Origin of the sequence: Rouxiella badensis (assembly GCF_002093665.1) — a bacterium.
In the GTDB taxonomy this organism is placed as follows: domain Bacteria; phylum Pseudomonadota; class Gammaproteobacteria; order Enterobacterales; family Enterobacteriaceae; genus Rouxiella; species Rouxiella badensis.
This window is the reverse complement of record NZ_MRWE01000021.1, coordinates 20,778-38,100: the sequence shown is the minus strand read 5'-3', so window position 1 is coordinate 38,100 and position 17,323 is coordinate 20,778. Positions and strand designations below refer to the sequence as shown.

The 17,323-nt window shown below is 54.8% G+C and carries 13 protein-coding genes; 10 read left to right on the top strand and 3 right to left on the bottom strand.

The window, feature by feature from the left end:
- Window positions 1-218 precede the first annotated feature (218 nt).
- The 4 genes from cydD (at window position 219) to infA (ending at window position 4,778) form a co-directional block, all read left to right on the top strand.
- A complete protein-coding gene (cydD, locus tag BS640_RS13445) occupies window positions 219-1,991 on the top strand; it encodes a heme ABC transporter permease/ATP-binding protein CydD (protein WP_084912743.1) in 1,773 nt (590 codons plus the stop codon).
- The gene (gene cydC / locus BS640_RS13440) at window positions 1,988-3,652 is read left to right on the top strand and encodes a heme ABC transporter ATP-binding protein/permease CydC (protein ID WP_084912742.1); all 1,665 of its coding nucleotides are present in this window, start codon (window positions 1,988-1,990) and stop codon (window positions 3,650-3,652) included. The genes cydD and cydC overlap by 4 nt, the downstream gene beginning before the upstream one ends.
- Window positions 3,653-3,730: 78 nt before the next feature.
- On the top strand, window positions 3,731-4,459 hold the full coding sequence (gene aat / locus BS640_RS13435; protein ID WP_017491728.1) for a leucyl/phenylalanyl-tRNA--protein transferase: 729 nt from the start codon (window positions 3,731-3,733) through the stop codon (window positions 4,457-4,459).
- Between the two features lie 100 nt (window positions 4,460-4,559).
- Entirely contained in the window at window positions 4,560-4,778 is a 219-nt protein-coding gene (gene infA, locus BS640_RS13430) for a translation initiation factor IF-1 (RefSeq protein ID WP_002211347.1), read from the top strand.
- A gap of 182 nt (window positions 4,779-4,960) precedes the next feature.
- Here infA and clpA read toward each other — a convergent pair whose 3' ends face one another.
- Window positions 4,961-7,240 (bottom strand): ATP-dependent Clp protease ATP-binding subunit ClpA, encoded by a 2,280-nt coding sequence (gene clpA / locus BS640_RS13425; RefSeq protein ID WP_017491727.1) that lies wholly within the window; start codon window positions 7,238-7,240, stop codon window positions 4,961-4,963.
- Between the two features lie 27 nt (window positions 7,241-7,267).
- Window positions 7,268-7,588: an ATP-dependent Clp protease adapter ClpS gene (gene clpS, locus BS640_RS13420; protein ID WP_017491726.1), complete on the bottom strand. Its 321-nt coding sequence runs from the start codon at window positions 7,586-7,588 to the stop codon at window positions 7,268-7,270.
- Between the two features lie 414 nt (window positions 7,589-8,002).
- Between clpS and cspD the strand changes: the two genes are divergently transcribed.
- Together cspD and BS640_RS13410 are read left to right on the top strand one after the other, a co-directional pair.
- Window positions 8,003-8,224 carry a cold shock-like protein CspD gene (gene cspD / locus BS640_RS13415; protein ID WP_017491725.1) on the top strand — a complete coding sequence of 74 codons (222 nt, stop codon included), beginning with the start codon at window positions 8,003-8,005 and terminating at the stop codon, window positions 8,222-8,224.
- A 292-nt stretch (window positions 8,225-8,516) separates the two neighbouring features.
- On the top strand, window positions 8,517-9,461 hold the full coding sequence (locus BS640_RS13410) for a VirK/YbjX family protein (protein ID WP_026110506.1): 945 nt from the start codon (window positions 8,517-8,519) through the stop codon (window positions 9,459-9,461).
- Between the two features lie 451 nt (window positions 9,462-9,912).
- Here BS640_RS13410 and BS640_RS13405 read toward each other — a convergent pair whose 3' ends face one another.
- Window positions 9,913-11,691 (bottom strand): ATP-dependent nuclease, encoded by a 1,779-nt coding sequence (locus tag BS640_RS13405; RefSeq protein ID WP_017491723.1) that lies wholly within the window; start codon window positions 11,689-11,691, stop codon window positions 9,913-9,915.
- A 133-nt stretch (window positions 11,692-11,824) separates the two neighbouring features.
- Between BS640_RS13405 and BS640_RS13400 the strand changes: the two genes are divergently transcribed.
- The 4 genes from BS640_RS13400 (at window position 11,825) to BS640_RS13385 (ending at window position 17,232) form a co-directional block, all read left to right on the top strand.
- Window positions 11,825-12,724 (top strand): LysO family transporter, encoded by a 900-nt coding sequence (locus BS640_RS13400; RefSeq protein WP_017491722.1) that lies wholly within the window; start codon window positions 11,825-11,827, stop codon window positions 12,722-12,724.
- 110 nt (window positions 12,725-12,834) lie between these two features.
- Window positions 12,835-14,556: a ubiquinone-dependent pyruvate dehydrogenase gene (poxB, locus tag BS640_RS13395; RefSeq protein WP_084912741.1), complete on the top strand. Its 1,722-nt coding sequence runs from the start codon at window positions 12,835-12,837 to the stop codon at window positions 14,554-14,556.
- A 121-nt stretch (window positions 14,557-14,677) separates the two neighbouring features.
- Entirely contained in the window at window positions 14,678-15,691 is a 1,014-nt protein-coding gene (gene ltaE, locus BS640_RS13390; protein WP_017491720.1) for a low-specificity L-threonine aldolase, read from the top strand.
- An 86-nt stretch (window positions 15,692-15,777) separates the two neighbouring features.
- Window positions 15,778-17,232 carry a DUF2867 domain-containing protein gene (locus tag BS640_RS13385; RefSeq protein ID WP_084912740.1) on the top strand — a complete coding sequence of 485 codons (1,455 nt, stop codon included), beginning with the start codon at window positions 15,778-15,780 and terminating at the stop codon, window positions 17,230-17,232.
- Window positions 17,233-17,323: the final 91 nt, after the last annotated feature.

Below are 17,323 nucleotides of genomic sequence, written 5' to 3'. Positions count from 1 at the left end.
TTCTGATCTGCTAAGCATAAGGCGACCCTCGGGTCGCCTTTTTTGTTTGTAAATGCAGCATTTTTTTGTAAAAGTCGGGTGTGTTCAGCGCCATAAAGACCCTGTAGAATGTGCGGGATTTCCGGCCAACACGGAAAACAAAGGACAATCGCACTCTCACAGTGCTTTTTGAGATTATGCGTTCTGCATTCGCCTTATCTGGGATGAATAAATCTGGGATGAACAAAACACGGCAACAAGAGTTAATCCGCTGGCTCAAGCAACAAAGTGCGAGAGCAAAGCGCTGGATCCACCTTTCCATGATGCTTGGCCTGTTGTCTGGTCTGCTTGTTTTAGCGCAGGCCTGGCTGCTGGCGGGGCTGCTGCACAGTTTGATCATCACCCACACGCCGCGCGAGACGCTGTGGCAAAGCTTCCTGTTTTTAGCATTGACCTTTTTGCTGCGTGCAGGGGTGACCTGGCTACGCGAACAGGTCGGCTTTGTCTGCGGTCGCGTTATCCGTGAGGAGATGCGCCGGCTGGTATTGGACCGCCTGCACGTGCTCGGCCCGGCGTGGATCAAAGGCAAACCAGCAGGAAGCTGGGCGACGCTCATCCTCGAACAAATCGAAGACATGCACGACTACTATGCACGGTATCTGCCGCAGATAGCGTTGGCGGGTATTATTCCGCTGCTGATTCTGGTTAGCCTTTTCCCGATCAACTGGGCCGCTGCACTAATTTTGCTGGCGACGGCGCCGCTAATCCCCCTTTTCATGGCGCTGGTGGGCATGGGGGCGGCCGATGCCAACCGCCGCAACTTTCAGGCACTGGCCAGGCTTAGCGGGCAGTTTCTTGACAGCCTGCGCGGCCTGGATACGCTGCGCCTGTTTCACCGCGCCGACGCCGAAATCCGCCAAATTGAGGAGTCCACCGAGAACTTCCGCGCGCGAACGATGGAAGTGCTGAGACTGGCGTTTCTCTCCTCCGCCGTGCTGGAGTTTTTCGCCTCGATCTCGATTGCCGTCGTGGCGGTTTACTTTGGCTTCTCCTATCTCGGCGAACTCGACTTTGGTCATTACGGCACACCAGTGACCCTGTTCGCCGGATTTCTGGTGCTTATCCTGGCCCCAGAATTCTTCCAGCCGCTGCGCGATCTCGGGGTGTTTTACCACGCCAAGGCACAGGCGGTTGGGGCAGCAGAAAGCCTGCTGACGTTCTTGACCGCCGAAGCAGAACAGCCGATGAAAGGTACCCAGTATTGGCAAAGCAGCGGCCCGGTCGCACTCGAGGCCGCGGGGCTGCGAATCTTCTCTCCACAGGGACAGCAAATTGCCGGCCCGCTGGACTTCAGCGTACCCGCAGGACGCAGTATCGCGATTGTCGGCCTCAGCGGTGCCGGCAAAAGCTCTCTGCTCAATGCCCTACTCGGCTTTATGCCGTATCAGGGGCAGCTTCACGTCAATGGGCAGGAGTTGAAAGACATCATCGCGACGCAATGGCGGCAACAAATAAGCTGGGTGGGGCAAAATCCGCATCTGCCCGAAGAAACGCTGCGCCAAAACATTTTGCTGGGTCAGCCGAATGCCAGCGAAGCACTGCTTAAAGAGGTCATTGCACGCTCATACATTGACGAGTTTCTGCCGCGCCTGCCGGAAGGCCTTGATACCGCTGTCGGCGAAGATGCGGCTCGCCTGTCGGTTGGACAGGCACAGCGCGTCGCGGTGGCTCGTGCCCTGCTCTCCCCCTGTCAGCTCCTGTTGCTCGATGAGCCCGCTGCCAGCCTTGATGCAGACAGCGAGTCTCGCGTGATGAGCGCAATCAACGCGGCGGCTAAAAAGCAAACCACGCTGCTGGTCACTCATCGCCTTGAAGAGGCTGCGCAGTACGACGAGGTGTGGGTGATGGACAACGGTCTGCTGGTCGAAAAAGGCAGTTACCAGCAGCTGAGCACTCAGGCGGGGCCTTTTGCCAGACTGCTTGCCCAGCGGAGTCAGGAGACGCGGTCATGAAAATTTTGCTGCCCTATCTTGCACTGTATCGCCGCCACTGGGTGCGCATGGCGCTGGGCGTTGTGCTCGCCATAATCACCCTGCTGGCAAGCATCGGTTTGCTCAGCCTGTCGGGCTGGTTCCTTGCCGCTTCAGCGCTTGCCGGACTCGCTGGTCTGTACAGTTTTAACTACATGTTGCCTGCGGCCGGGGTTCGCGGCGCGGCAATATTTCGCACCGCCGGGCGCTATGCCGAGAGGCTGGCAAGCCACGACGCCACCTTCCGCGTGCTGGCACATTTGCGGGTGTTTACTTTCAGCCGCCTGCTGCCGCTTTCTCCAGGTGGACTGGCTGGCTTTCAAAAGGCTGAACTGCTCAATCGACTGGTGGCCGACGTCGATACGCTTGATCACCTCTATCTGCGCGTCATCTCGCCGCTGACTGCTGCGCTGGTAGTGATTGTGGGGGTAACCCTCGGACTGAGCTATCTCGACCTGCAGTTAGCGCTTACCCTCGGCGGAATTATGCTGGCACTGCTGGTGCTGCTGCCGATTATATTCTACCGTGCGGGCCAACCTATCGGCCGCGACCTGACTCAGCTTCGCGCTGAATATCGCACCCAGCTTGGCGGATGGTTGCAAAGTCAGTCCGAGCTGGTGATTTATGGCGTTGAGTCGCCGCGCAGGCAACAGCTTGATGATATCGAACGACGCTGGCTTAACCGTCAGGCTCAGCAGGCTAAACTTTCCGCGCTCTCACAGGCGTTGATGATTGCCGCATCTGGCCTGACGCTTTGTCTGCTGCTGTGGCTGGCCGCAGGCGGCGTGGGATCGCTGCCTGAGCCGGGTGCGTTATTGGCCCTGTTCGTCTTCACGCCGCTGGCGGCCTTCGAGGCGCTTGGGCCGGTGGCCGGAGCCTTCCAGCATTTCGGACAAGTGATGGCCTCTGCCGAAAGGGTGACGCAGATTGTTAGCCAGCGGCCCGCCGTGGTGTTTCCTGTCACGGGCGCATCCGTGTTGCCTGAGACCAGCATTTCGATTCAGGGAGTGAGCTTTGCCTATCCCAATCAACCCTTGCCGGTGCTGGAAGACATCAGTCTGGACATCCGCGCCGGGGAGCATGTGGCGCTGCTGGGTAAGACAGGCTGCGGCAAATCCACGCTGGCACAGCTGTTGACCCGCGCCTGGGACCCTCAGGAAGGCCGTATACTGCTTAACGGCGTTTCATTAAGGGAATACCAAGAATCTAACTTGCGCAGCATGGTGAGCGTTCTAAGCCAGCGGGTGCACGTTTTCAACAACACACTGCGGGATAATCTGCTGCTTGCCGCGCCCGCGAGCCACGACGAACGTCTTGCCGAAGTATTACGCCAGGTTGAATTGGGCAATCTCCTCGATAACGACGGGCTCAACGCCTGGCTTGGTGAAGGCGGTCGCCAACTCTCCGGCGGCGAACAGCGCAGGCTTGGGTTGGCGCGCGCGCTGCTCCACGATGCGCCGCTGTGGATCCTCGATGAACCGACGGAAGGGCTGGACGCAGCAACCGAACGCCATATCCTTGCTCTGCTTGAGACGCTGGGTCGGAATAAAACCCTGCTGATGATTACGCACCGACTTGCAGGCCTCGACAAGATGGACCGCATTTGTAAAATGAGCGCAGGTCGCATCGAAGGACACCTTTAGCCCACAACCTCATCTATAATCAGTAGATTATCTTTCGCGTTTACGGGGAGCTACGGCTCCCCTCCGATTAGGAATTTTATGCGTTTGGTGCAGCTCTCACCCAATACCGTCGGCTTTCCCAGCCCGGAAACCGCCCTGCGTCAGCCAAACGGCCTGTTGGCGATAGGCGGCGATTTAACCCCTACTCGCCTGCTGTCGGCCTATTTTAGCGGTGTGTTTCCCTGGTTCGAGCCGGGTGAGGCTATTCTCTGGTGGTCCCCGGACCCGCGTGCAGTATTGTTTCCAGAAGAGCGCCATATCAGCCGCAGCCTGCGTCGTTTTCTGCGCCAGACCGAGTATCGTTATACGCTGAACCATGCGTTCGAACAGGTTATTGCGGCCTGCGCCGAAGAGCGAAGCGAAGGGACATGGATTGGGCCGCTGGTCAAAGAAGGCTATCTGCAACTGCATAAAGCGGGGCAGGCGCACTCCATAGAGGTGTGGTCGGGCGATGAACTGGTGGGCGGAATGTACGGCGTTGCGGTCGGTGGATTATTTTGCGGAGAGTCGATGTTTAGCCGCCGTTTGAACGCTTCCAAGTGCGCAATAATGACTTTTTGCCAATATTTTACCCGTAATGGCGGAGAACTGATTGACTGTCAGGTTCTCAACCCTCACACTGCGTCGCTGGGTGCGAGAGAGATCCCACGCCGCCAATTTTTGCAGCAGTTATCCAGGCTTTCCCAACAACAGTTGACGCCGGGATGCTGGTTGCCACAAGACTTACCCCCACATGACGTTGATTTGCCATCCCTCCTAAAGGAATAGGGAATGAGTGCGGAAAACGCCAACAATTCTTTACATAATGTGGGTTTTTCGGCATTATCTTGCCGGTTAAAAACTATGGTAGTAACACCTAGAGGACTCGATGGCCAAAGAAGACAACATTGAAATGCAGGGCACCGTATTGGATACGTTGCCAAACACCATGTTCCGCGTGGAATTAGAAAACGGACACGTGGTCACCGCACACATCTCCGGTAAAATGCGCAAGAACTACATCCGCATCCTGACGGGCGACAAAGTCACTGTAGAGCTGACCCCGTACGACCTGAGCAAAGGCCGCATTGTCTTCCGTAGCCGCTGATAGGCTCACTCATCGCTGATTTATCTCGCGATACCTGAGGTTGCCCCATTTCGCTCTTCCCACTTTCAGCAATGAATGTTGGCGAGGGCGTTTTGTGGTTTCCGCAATCCGGTGAAAGCCGGGCGTAAAAAAGGCGATGTTTCCATCGCCTTTTTTCATTTTACAGCTTCAGACAACGTTGCTTAGTGCACCGCGCCCTCTTCCTTGATTTTCTGCGCACTCATAAAGTGATAGGTCAGCTTGTCGGCCGATTTATCAAGGGCCACAGAGACCGATCCCCCGTCAACCAGTGAACCAAACAGCAGTTCATTAGCCAACGGTTTCTTCAGGTTTTCCTGAACGATACGCGTCATTGGACGAGCCCCCATCGCGCGGTCATAGCCTTTAACAGACAACCAGTCGCGAGCTTCATCGCTAACTTCAAGCGACACCCCTTTTGCATCCAGCTGTGCCTGCAGTTCGACGATGAACTTGTCGACAACCTGCTGGATAACCTCAGGAGACAGGTGATTAAACCAAATCACGTTGTCCAGACGGTTACGGAACTCAGGGGTAAACACTTTCTTAATCTCTTCCATTGCGTCAGGACTGTTGTCCTGATGGATAAGACCAATCGATTTACGCTCTGTTTCACGCACACCGGCGTTAGTGGTCATCACCAGTATCACGTTGCGGAAGTCTGCTTTACGGCCGTTGTTGTCGGTCAGTGTCCCGTTATCCATGACCTGCAACAGCAGGTTAAAGACATCGGGGTGCGCTTTCTCGATTTCATCGAGCAGCACGACGGCGTGAGGATGCTTAATAACCGCATCGGTCAACAGACCGCCCTGATCGAAACCAACGTATCCTGGAGGTGCACCGATCAGACGACTCACGGTGTGACGCTCCATGTATTCCGACATATCGAAACGCAGCAGCTCGATATCCAGCGCTTTCGCCAGCTGCACCGTAACCTCGGTTTTCCCGACGCCGGTTGGCCCCGCGAACAGGAAGGACCCGACAGGCTTGCGGTCCTGGCTCAGACCCGCACGGCTCATCTTGATAGCTTCGGTCAGCACTTCAACCGCAGTATCCTGTCCGAATACCAGCATTTTCAGGCGATCGCCGAGGTTTTTCAGCACGTCACGGTCGGTAGCTGACACGGTTTTCTCTGGAATACGGGCAATACGGGCAACCACGCTTTCAATATCGCTGACGTTGACGGTTTTCTTGCGCTTGCTCACCGGCATCAGTCGGGCACGCGCGCCAGCTTCGTCAATCACGTCAATCGCCTTGTCAGGCAGATGACGATCGTTGATGTATTTAACCGACAGCTCAACCGCAGCACGCACCGCTTTAGCGGTATAACGTACGTCGTGATGCGCTTCGTATTTGGTTTTCAGACCGTTGATTATCTGAATCGTCTCTTCAGGTGAAGGTTCGGTAATATCGATTTTCTGGAAACGGCGTGCCAGCGCGCGATCCTTCTCAAAGATACTGCTGAACTCCTGATAAGTCGTTGAACCAATTACGCGGATCTTACCGCTGGAAAGCAGCGGTTTGATCAAGTTAGCCGCATCAACCTGCCCACCGGACGCAGCGCCCGCACCGATGATCGTGTGGATCTCATCGATGAACAGAATGCTGTTCTTGTCCTGTTCAAGCTGTTTCAGCAACGATTTGAAGCGTTTTTCGAAATCGCCACGGTATTTGGTTCCTGCGAGCAGTGAACCGATATCCAAAGAGTAGAGCGTACAGTCAGCCATGACTTCCGGCACGTCACCCTGTTCGATACGCCATGCAAGGCCTTCGGCAATTGCCGTTTTACCTACGCCGGATTCCCCCACCAGCAGCGGGTTGTTTTTGCGGCGACGGCACAGCACCTGAATAGCGCGTTCCAGTTCTTTATCACGGCCAATCAGCGGGTCGATTCCACCAACGCGCGCCAACTGGTTAAGATTTGTGGTGAAGTTCTCCATACGATCTTCCCCTGCCGACTGCTCTTCGTTAACCGGGTTCTCCGCATTGTTCGGAGCCTGGCTCGCTTCGTCTTTACGCGTACCGTGGGAGATAAAATTCACCACGTCAAGGCGGCTGACATCGTGCTTACGCAGCAGATAAGCAGCCTGAGATTCCTGTTCACTAAAGATGGCAACCAGCACGTTAGCGCCGGAAACTTCACTTCGGCCTGAAGACTGCACATGGAAAACGGCGCGCTGTAGCACACGTTGGAAACTCAACGTAGGCTGGGTATCACGCTCTTCTTCACTGGCGGGTAAAGTGGGTGTGGTCTGTTCGATGAAGGCTTCCAATTCCTGACGTAAGGCCACTAAATCGACCGTACAGGCCTCAAGCGCTTCACGAGCTGCAGGGTTGCTAAGCAACGCCAACAGCAGGTGCTCGACGGTCATAAACTCATGCCGGTGCTCGCGGGCTCTTGCGAAAGCCATATTGAGACTGAGTTCAAGTTCTTGATTGAGCATAGGCACCTCCCAAATAGATTGCCTTAATCAGGCTTTTTCCAGCGTACACAGCAACGGATGCTCGTTCTCCTTAGCGTAGCTATTCACATGTGCAACTTTGGTTTCGGCCACTTCTGCGGTGTAAACGCCGCATACGGCTTTGCCCTTATAGTGCACAGTAAGCATCAGTTGCGTTGCACGTTCAATATCATAAGAAAAGAACTTTTGCAGTACGTCAATCACAAATTCCATTGGTGTGTAATCGTCGTTGTTTAATATAACTTTATACATAGATGGCGGTTTTAGCTCATCCTTTTGTTTGTCTGCCGCCAAATGTTCGAAATTTTGCCAACTTTGATTGTCGCCCATCGCCTGTCCACTACCTTTACATTTGATATCTGTTGGATAAGGTTGATTCGACACATGCCGAAAGGGTTAACCTCGCCTCTCATCATGGTCACTAGATTACTCCAACCATTTTATCATTTTTTAGTCATCCTTGCCGAAGGACATAAAATAGGAATTTTTTCTGCCCGATCGACGCAAAATTTGCCTAAAAAATCTCAATATCGTTACCTGCTTCAAACTTTGATGAACTGCTAGCGTTAGACAAATAGCCATCTCTTGACGTCCAAGAGTAATACACTAGAGTGTAAATTTATAAGCCGGATGAGCTGTTATTCATCCCCTTTTTCGCGTATTTTTCAGCATCATCACGCGTAAATTCAGGCTTTATCTCTTTAACTATTACTTCGACCATAGTCATGAGAGGGATGTGAGAGCATGGAGACGGGTACTGTTAAATGGTTCAATAATGCCAAGGGCTTTGGTTTCATTTGTCCTTTGGGCGGAGGTGAAGATATCTTCGCGCACTACTCCACGATTAAAATGGAGGGTTACCGAACACTCAAAGCTGGACAGCAGGTCAGTTTCGACGTTCATGAAGGCCCCAAAGGAAACCATGCAAGCATTATCATTCCATTGGAAACTGAAGTGGTCGCCTGACGACCCCACTCAACCCCGGGTGATAACCGAAGACAATCCTGCAAACTTTATAAAATACCAGTCACTCATTGGCTGGTATTTTATTTATGGGGGATAACATTCGCAGGTTCAAGCTTTGCCATCAAAAAAATTTATTTTTTGTTTAATATTCTCGTCATTCAGACTAATCCGTTTCAACGTAAACCATCTATAAACAATCCGCTAAGATATATTTTAGCCCATAGTGCCGTTGTTATCTGGTTTAAAATCTAGCTGTTCAAATGGTTCCAATATCATTTATTGGTTACCGAACATGTCAATCTTAAGCTTTCCGGCTTCTCGCGTTAGAGCACAGTCTGGCGTCGCACTAATATCCTCATTAATTACCGGGCAATTTATTCCGGGTAAGATGTGGAGCAAACCTTTCTATCGCATAAAGTTTCTGGCGCGCTGCCTGGTTTATCCACGTTCGACCCTTAAATTAATGAATGACATCGCATCTCATCCGCTTAAAGACGAGATCTTGATGGCACAGCCTACTCTGCCCTGCAAGGTCCATCGCCCTTATCTGGCGGTGAATATGACGCGGGAACAGCACGTCAAAGGTTTGCGCGATCACTACCGCTATATGCGCGATCGCATGCCGATTACGATGCAGATTGGGCATCTGGGTAAAGATTCTCTGACGCTGGCAACGATAATTGGCAAAGACGACAATGCTTATTCTATCAGCATGAATGCTAATCATCATTTAGACAAAGAAGGGGAAGTTACCCTTATGTTTAATAATGAAATGGGTATCCCGCTGGCGAATATTACCTTTGCACTGATTGATTATAAGAAACAGTCAACGTTATTTATCGGGGCATTGCAGGGACCCGGCCAACAGGTCGAACATCAGCAAATTCAAACTGCGACCAAAGCCTGCCATGGCCTGTTTCCAAAACGGATATTAATGGAAGCCGTGCTGCTTATTGCCGAGAAACTAAATATGTCGCAGGTGCTTGCCGTGGGGAATCAAACTCATATCTACGAAAGCCCGCGCTATAACAAACGTAAACAGTTTGTCTTTGCCGATTATGACGCCTTCTGGGAGACGCTAGGCGCACATCGTCATCCCGAGGGTTATTTCCATTTCCCACCGCAGGTGAGCCATAAATCGCTGGACGAAATCGCTAGCAAAAAGCGCGCCGAATATCGACGCCGCTACCAGTTGCTCGACGAAATGGAGACCCAAATCCGCGGTAAATTCGCGTAATAAGCGCATCCTCAGGAGCTGACACAAGTCAGTAACTGGGGTAAGCGCGCAGCCAACGCCGTGGCAGCGCCAGGCAAGAAGGCCATAGCCAAGTCATTGGTGCTGCAACAAGGCGGCAAGTAAGCGCATCCCCAGGAGCTGACACAAGTCAGTAACTGGGGTAAGCGCGCGCAGCCAACGCCGTGGCAGCGCCAGGCAAGAAGGCCATAGCCAAGTCATTGGGGCTGCAACAAGGCGGCAAGTAAGCGCATCCCCAGGAGCTGACACAAGTCAGTAACTGGGGTAAGCGCGCGCAGCCAACGCCGTGGCAGCGCCAGGCAAGAAGGCCATAGCCAAGTCATTGGGGCTGCAACAAGGCGGCAAGTAAGCGCATCCCCAGGAGCTGACACAAGTCAGTAACTGGGGTAAGCGCGCGCAGCCAACGCCGTGGCAGCGCCAAGGACGAAGGCTATTAGTCGGCACGCCCACGGGCGAGCCATGCCACTCGCGAAAACATCTGCTTTAACACCGACGGTACCGCACTGTTACCCCGCCCCGACGCCGACATCGCTACCTCGATGGCTAAATCCGGTTTCGAGCTGCGGTGCACCGCCTTTTCGATGATATGACGTGCGGAAATGGGAGCGTGCTCCGGCGTTCCCGCCGCGCGACGATAGACGTCTTCAAAACCATTGCGATAGAGATAGTTTTCAATGTCCAGCGCTGGCAATGCCGTCAAGCGGTCGCGCAGAATATCGTCGTGATTCTCTACCAGACTGGCCACCGTTGCGGCGTATTTTCTGCCCGCTTCGTCGCCGTCCACCAGCACGTGCCACTCAATCCCCATCTGACGAGCAAAACGCAGCAGCGGCTTAAGCCCGCTTTGTGCAAACTCGATCACCTTGATGCCTTCCGACTCAAAATTATAGCCACACTGGCGTGCCAACTGGTTCAACAGCCAGACCTCGGTTTCCCCCTCCACCAGCAGCCAGCAGCGTGCAAACAGCGACGAAGGACGGCTATAGCGGATATGAAACGCGATGCGGCGACTGTCTTCAGAGCTCATGCCCTGTGGCCCAATGCTGTATGCCGCGACCTTGCCCGACTCCCTCACCAATCTGCATATCTGCTCGACCGGTACCAGCGACAGCAGGTCGCCCGAGTTGGTGGTAGTGATGCGCTGTAGGGGAAGCTGTTCGAGCAGCCCCCACGCCACAGAAAGCATGATCGGATGCAGGCGCGTTTCCGGGTCCTCAATCAGCAGCAGTGGGCGCGCATCGGGATGCAGCGCAACCGACCCCTTGGCCTGGAGCAGCGTCGAAAACATCGCCAGCAGCATCACGCGCATACTGCGACTGTTAGGTTCAGCAATCATCTGGTTAATGTTATTCAGCGATCGCCATGCCTGACGGCTCTCCGCCCTGCCGTGGCGCTTTTGCTGCCAGGACTGACGGCTTCGATTACGCTCGTCGACGGCAGAATTTCCGCCCTGCGTAATGCTGTTCATCCCAAAGTAGTGCTCGAGCAGCTGTTGCATCGCCGCCAGACCTTGCCGCAGTTCGGCATTGGTCAACGCCTGCGGATTATGGATCAGGCTGCGCGTCAGTTCGTCGAGTTGCTTGGCCATTTTACCGGCATCCTGCTGCAACTGCGGCGCAAGATCTTCCTTACGGATCCGTCGAACAAAACGCGCATCGCGAAGGCGTAAAACAGGATGGAGTTTGATCAACACTTTGGCCAGAGGATCAATGGTACTGAGCGCCAGCGGTTCCCCGTTGGCGGCCAGAAACGATCGCCACGTCGCCACACTGCCGTCGTTGTCCATCTCACCTTCAAGCCGATAATAGATGCGATTAAGACGATCTTCGCAGCGCACCCAGAGCGGTGACAGTGGGTTGAATCGCGGGGACATGTGATTGCCTGGCTGGTTCTCACAGAAGGTGAAGACGACGTGAAGATAACGCTGTTTTTCCTGCTGTTCACCGGCCGGGAAATGAAAATCCTGTTCCTGAAAACAGTAAAGCTCCGGCTCTGGCGATAACAACAGCGTCAGGGCATCAAGCAGGCTCGATTTACCCCACGCATTTTCCCCCAACAGAACGGTGTTAGTGTTAATAGTGCCCAAATTGGCCTGTCCACGCTCTTCATGGAGCGAGTCCAGCGCCACCCCACGCCGGTCTGGCTGGGTCAAGGTCAGCGAGAGACGGTTAATCCCCCGAAAACCGACAATATCGATATGCTCAAGATACATTGGCACCTCCCGTGCGACTATTTTCTGGTCCGGTTCCCGCGTTGAGCATGGCTATAAAAAAGGGCGCTGTTACAATGCTTACCATTATTACAATACTTCGAATTATCACAATAACGAATGGACTCTGTTAAAAATGTACTCTGGCTTGTTAATTATTCTAGTCCCGCTAATCCTCGGTTACCTCATTCCGGTTAAAAACCGCCGCCTGCTGCACACGGTCGACAGGCTGCTGAGCGCCATGGTGTATGTGATCCTTTTTATCATGGGCGTCAGCCTGGCATTTCTCGATAACCTAAGCGCCAATTTACTGATGATTTTCAAATACACGGCGGTTTTTTTCGTCTGTATTTTTGCCGTCAATTTGATTGCCCTGTGGCTGCTCGAACGTCGTAAGCCGTGGAAAACCCAGTTTCGTCAGGAAAAACTGCCCTCTCGGCTCGGCATGGCGCTCGACTCACTGCGCCTGTGTGGCGTCGTGGTCGGCGGCTTTCTGCTGGGTCTAACGCAGTGGCACTGGCTCACCTATGCCAGCGAAGCCAGCGAGGCGGCGCTGATCTTTCTGCTGGTGATTGTCGGCATCCAGCTGGGCAATAGCAGCCTGACGCTGCGTCAGATAATCCTTAATCGCCGCGGAATGATGGTGGCAACCGTGGTCGGCGCAACGTCGCTCGGCGGCGGACTGCTCGCTGCACTGCTGTTGGGATTACCGCTGAAAACCGGGCTGGCGATGGCCTCCGGCTACGGCTGGTATTCGCTCTCCGGCATTGTATTGACCGATGCTTTCGGACCGGTGATTGGCAGCGCGGCCTTCTTTAACGACCTGGCGCGCGAGCTGTGCGCGATTATGCTCATCCCCACGCTGGTGCGCAGCAGCCGCTCCTCGGCTTTGGGCCTGTGCGGTGCGACCTCGATGGATTTCACCCTGCCAGTGCTTCAGCGCAGCGGCGGGCTGGACATGGTTCCCGCCGCCGTGGTGCATGGGTTTGTGCTCAGCCTGGTCGCCCCCGTCCTGATGGCGGTATTTTCATCCTGAAACGCCGATAAAATCTTATCGTCTATGCTTACCTCCAGAAGTTTTAAATTTATTGATACCGCAGAAAATTTCTCAGCGGCTTGAAAAATCTAAAAATACCGGAGGGATTCATGAAACAAACCGTAGCGGCATTTATCGCGAAAACGCTCGAAGAAGCTGGCGTAAAAAGAATTTGGGGCGTGACCGGCGACTCGCTTAACGGCCTGAGCGACAGCCTTAACCGTATGGGCACTATCGAGTGGATTGGCACCCGCCACGAAGAGGTCGCGGCCTTCGCCGCCGGTGCCGAGGCGCAGATTACCGGCAAGCTTGCGGTCTGCGCCGGTTCGTGCGGACCGGGCAATCTGCATCTGATTAACGGGCTTTACGACTGTCATCGCAACCGCGTGCCGGTGGTTGCCATCGCTGCGCATATTCCCTCCAGCGAGATAGGCAGTGGATATTTTCAGGAAACACACCCAACCGATATCTTTCGCGAATGCAGCCATTACTGTGAGCTAATAAGTAACCCGGAGCAGTTGCCTCAGGTGCTCGCCATCGCGATGCGTAAAGCGATTCTCGGCAAGGGCGTCTCGGTTATCGTGCTGCCGGGCGACGTCGCCCTCAAGCCCGCGCCTGAAGAGGCCAGCACGCAGTGGTATCAACCGCTGCCGCCGGTAGTCCAACCGCAGGGTTCAGAGATTGCAAAGCTCGCCGAACTGCTAAACGGCTCCTCCAATATTACGCTCATGTGCGGCAGCGGCTGTGCGGGTGCCCATCAGGAGGTAGTCAAGCTTGCCGAAACGCTGAAAGCGCCGGTGGTGCATGCCTTACGCGGGAAGGAATACGTCGAATGGGACAACCCTTATGACGTCGGCATGACCGGTCTCATCGGTTTCTCTTCCGGTTATCACGCCATGATGAACGCCGACACGCTGGTCCTGCTCGGCACTCAGTTCCCGTATCGCGCCTTCTACCCGACCGATGCCAAAATCATTCAGATTGATATCAATCCGGGCAGCATCGGCTCACACTGCCACGTTGATGTCGCCCTGGTGGGAGACGTGAAATCTACGCTCGCCGCCCTGCTGCCCGGCCTGGTGGCTAAAACCGACGCCAGTTTTCTGGATAAGGCGCTAAAACACTATCAAGAAGCGCGCAAAGGGCTTGACGACCTGGCGACCCTCAACGACAAGCAGCCGATTCACCCACAGTACCTGGCTAAACAGATTAGCGAGTATGCCGCCGATGACGCGATATTTACCTGCGACGTTGGCACGCCAACCGTCTGGGCCTGCCGCTATCTTAAAATGAACGGCAGACGCCGCCTGCTGGGCTCCTTCAATCACGGATCAATGGCCAACGCCATGCCACAGGCTATCGGCGCGCAGGCTATCGACAGAAATCGACAGGTGGTGGCGATGTGCGGCGACGGCGGATTCGCCATGCTGATGGGAGACTTCCTCTCCATCGCCCAGCACAAACTGCCGGTCAAGCTGGTCATTTTCAACAACAGCTCGCTGGGATTCGTGGCAATGGAGATGAAGTCCGGCGGTTATCTGACCGACGGCACCGAGCTGGAGAACCCGAATTTCGCTGCTATTGCCGAGGCCTCCGGTATTAAAGGTATTCGTGTCGAAAAGGCTTCGCAGCTTAATGCCGCGCTGCAAGAGGCCTTCGCGCACGAGGGTCCAGTGCTGATTGATGTCATCACCGCCAAGGAAGAGCTGGCGATGCCGCCGCAGATCAAAATGGAGCAGGCCAAGGGCTTTAGCCTCTACATGCTGCGCGCGATTATTAATGGTCGCGGCGATGAAGTGGTTGAATTGGCTAAAACCAACTGGTTACGCTGAAGAAAACCCTTCCGCATTGCGCATATTTATAGGTATATAGTGGAAAGAATATTCCACCGAGGGGCGTATATCGCCCCTTTTCACCCCCCAAAGTTCAGGCCATGAGTGAGAGGAAGCAACGTTGATCGATTTACGCAGTGACACCGTTACGCGCCCAAATGAGGCTATGCGTCAGGCCATGTACCAGGCCGAGGTAGGCGATGATGTGTATGGCGATGACCCGACCGTCAACGCCCTTCAGGCACTGATCTGTGAGTTGACAGGCAAAGAGGCCGCCCTGTTTCTCCCCACCGGCACTCAGGCCAACCTGGTGGCCCTGCTGACCCACTGCCAGCGCGGTGATGAATACATCGTTGGCCAAAAAGCACACAACTATATGTATGAGGCCGGAGGCGCAGCGGTACTCGGCAGCATTCAGCCACAGCCGCTGGACATGGCCGACGACGGATCCCTTCCCCTCGACAAAGTCGCAGCAGCTATCAAAATTGACGACATTCACTTCGCACGTACCCGCCTGCTAAGCCTAGAAAACACCCACAGTGGCAAGGTATTGCCGCTGGAGTATCTGAAAAAGGCCTTTGAATTCACGCGTGAAAAAGGGCTGGCGTTACATATCGATGGCGCGCGCATCATGAATGCCGCCGTCGCACTCGACGTGCCGCTGAGTGAGATTACCCGCTATTGCGACACCCTGACCCTCTGCCTGTCGAAAGGGCTCGGTGCGCCCGTAGGCTCCTTGCTGGTGGGCAGTAAAGAGTACATTCATCGCGCCAATCGCTGGCGAAAAATGACCGGCGGCGGCATGCGTCAGTCGGGGATTCTGGCGGCGGCGGGAATCTATGCGTTGGAAAATAACGTCCAGCGCCTGAAAGAAGACCACGATAATGCCAAATGGCTCGAGCAGCAGCTGCGCGGCATTGGGCTGGAGATCGCCGTCCCCGGAGCGCAGACCAATATTCTCTATGTGCGTCAGTCAGCGGAACAGGCGGCGAAGCTGGGCCCATGGATGCGCGAACACGGCGTGATAATCTCGTCAGGTCCGCTGACCCGTATCATCACTCACATCAATATCAGCCGTCAGGATTTACAGAAGGTTGTCGATTTATGGCAACGTTTTCTGACTAATCAGGCGTAATACGCTGCCCGCAGACCGAATGGAAGCAGGGACGTCGCTCTCCGTCTGCGGGCGCTTTTCTTCACACTGAAAGAGCAAAATGGAAGATGCCAACACTCAACGCAGAGACCCGCGTCGTCGTTCTCGGCGCCAGCGGCTACATCGGCCAACACCTTGTCCCCTATTTGACTCAGCAGGGTTATAAGGTTACCGCTGCCGCAAGACGCCGAGACTGGTTAGTCGCGCAAAAATGGCCGGGCGTGCGCTGCTGCTTTGCCGACGTATACCACAATGCCAGCCTGCGCGATGCGTTCGCAGGCGCTGACGTGCTGATTTATCTGGTACACGCCATGAGTGATGACGAGGATCTGTTCGAGAAAGAGCGTCAAGCGGCGCAGAACACCCTGCTGGCACTCAAAGACTCCTCGATAAAACACGTTATCTACCTGGGTTCAATGCAGCCGGAGAAGCCCTTTTCACCGCATTTGCAGGCACGCAAGTTGACCGGTGACCTGTTCCGTCTGGGCCCTATTCCGGTCACCGAGCTGCGGGCGGGCATCGTCATTGGCCCGGGCGCTGCGGCATTTGAGGTGATGCGCGACATGATTTACAACCTGCCGGTCCTGACTCCGCCAAGATGGGTAAGAAAACACTCGTCCCCGATAGGCCTCAACGACCTGCTCTACTACCTCAACGGGCTTATCGAGCATCCGTGCGTCGCGCATCGTATTTTTGACGCCGCCGGACCGGAATACATGAGCTATCGTCAGCTGATGGAGCGTTTTATCGCGCTGAGCGGCAAACGCCGCTGGCTGGTGCCGATCCCTCTGCCCACGCAGCTGCTGACGCTGGCGTTTCTCGGCCTGTTGACGTCGGTGCCAACGCCGCTGGTTCGGGCGCTGATTCAAGGCCTGAAGCAGGACCTGCCCTCCGACAGCGATGCCCTGCGCCAGCTTCTACCTCAGCCGCTGACCTCAATTGACGAGGCGATTAATCTGGCGCTGGCGCAAGAGGAGGAAAGCGTTTTGAACACCCCTGAGTGGGGCAATGATCCGGACGCACACCGCCGCTGGCGCAAGGGTTACGGTTTCTATGCCAAACAGGTGGGATTCCGTCTCGAGACCTCGGCGTCACTCAACGGTCTGTGGTGGGTTATTCAACAGCTGGGCGGTGAGGAAGGGTTCTTCTTTGCTCCAGGGCTGTGGCGTTTCCATCAAAGAATCGATCGGCTGTTAGGCAACAAAATACCACCGGGTCGGCCCGCGAAGGCTACACTTTCGGTCGGGGACAACGTGGATGGCTGGAAGGTTATCAGCAAGGTATCAGAAAAATCACTGACCCTATTGTTCGGCATGAAGGCTCCGGGGCTGGGCAGGCTGACGTTTACGCTGAAAGACCACGGCGAAAGACGCAGTCTCGACATTAGCGCCTGGTGGCATCCGGCCGGCGCGCGCGGTCTGTGCTACTGGTATGCAATGATGCCTGCGCACCTTTTCCTTTTTCGCGGCATGGCGAAAAGAATAGCCAGTCTGGCGCGGCAAAAAGACCGGCGCGGTCACTGAAAAAGCGGCCGGTCTATTTTGCAGGCAAACGCACCGGCCAGCGTCACAAGTTATCCTGTTTCTCATTGCATAGCGTTGAAATTCGAGAAAG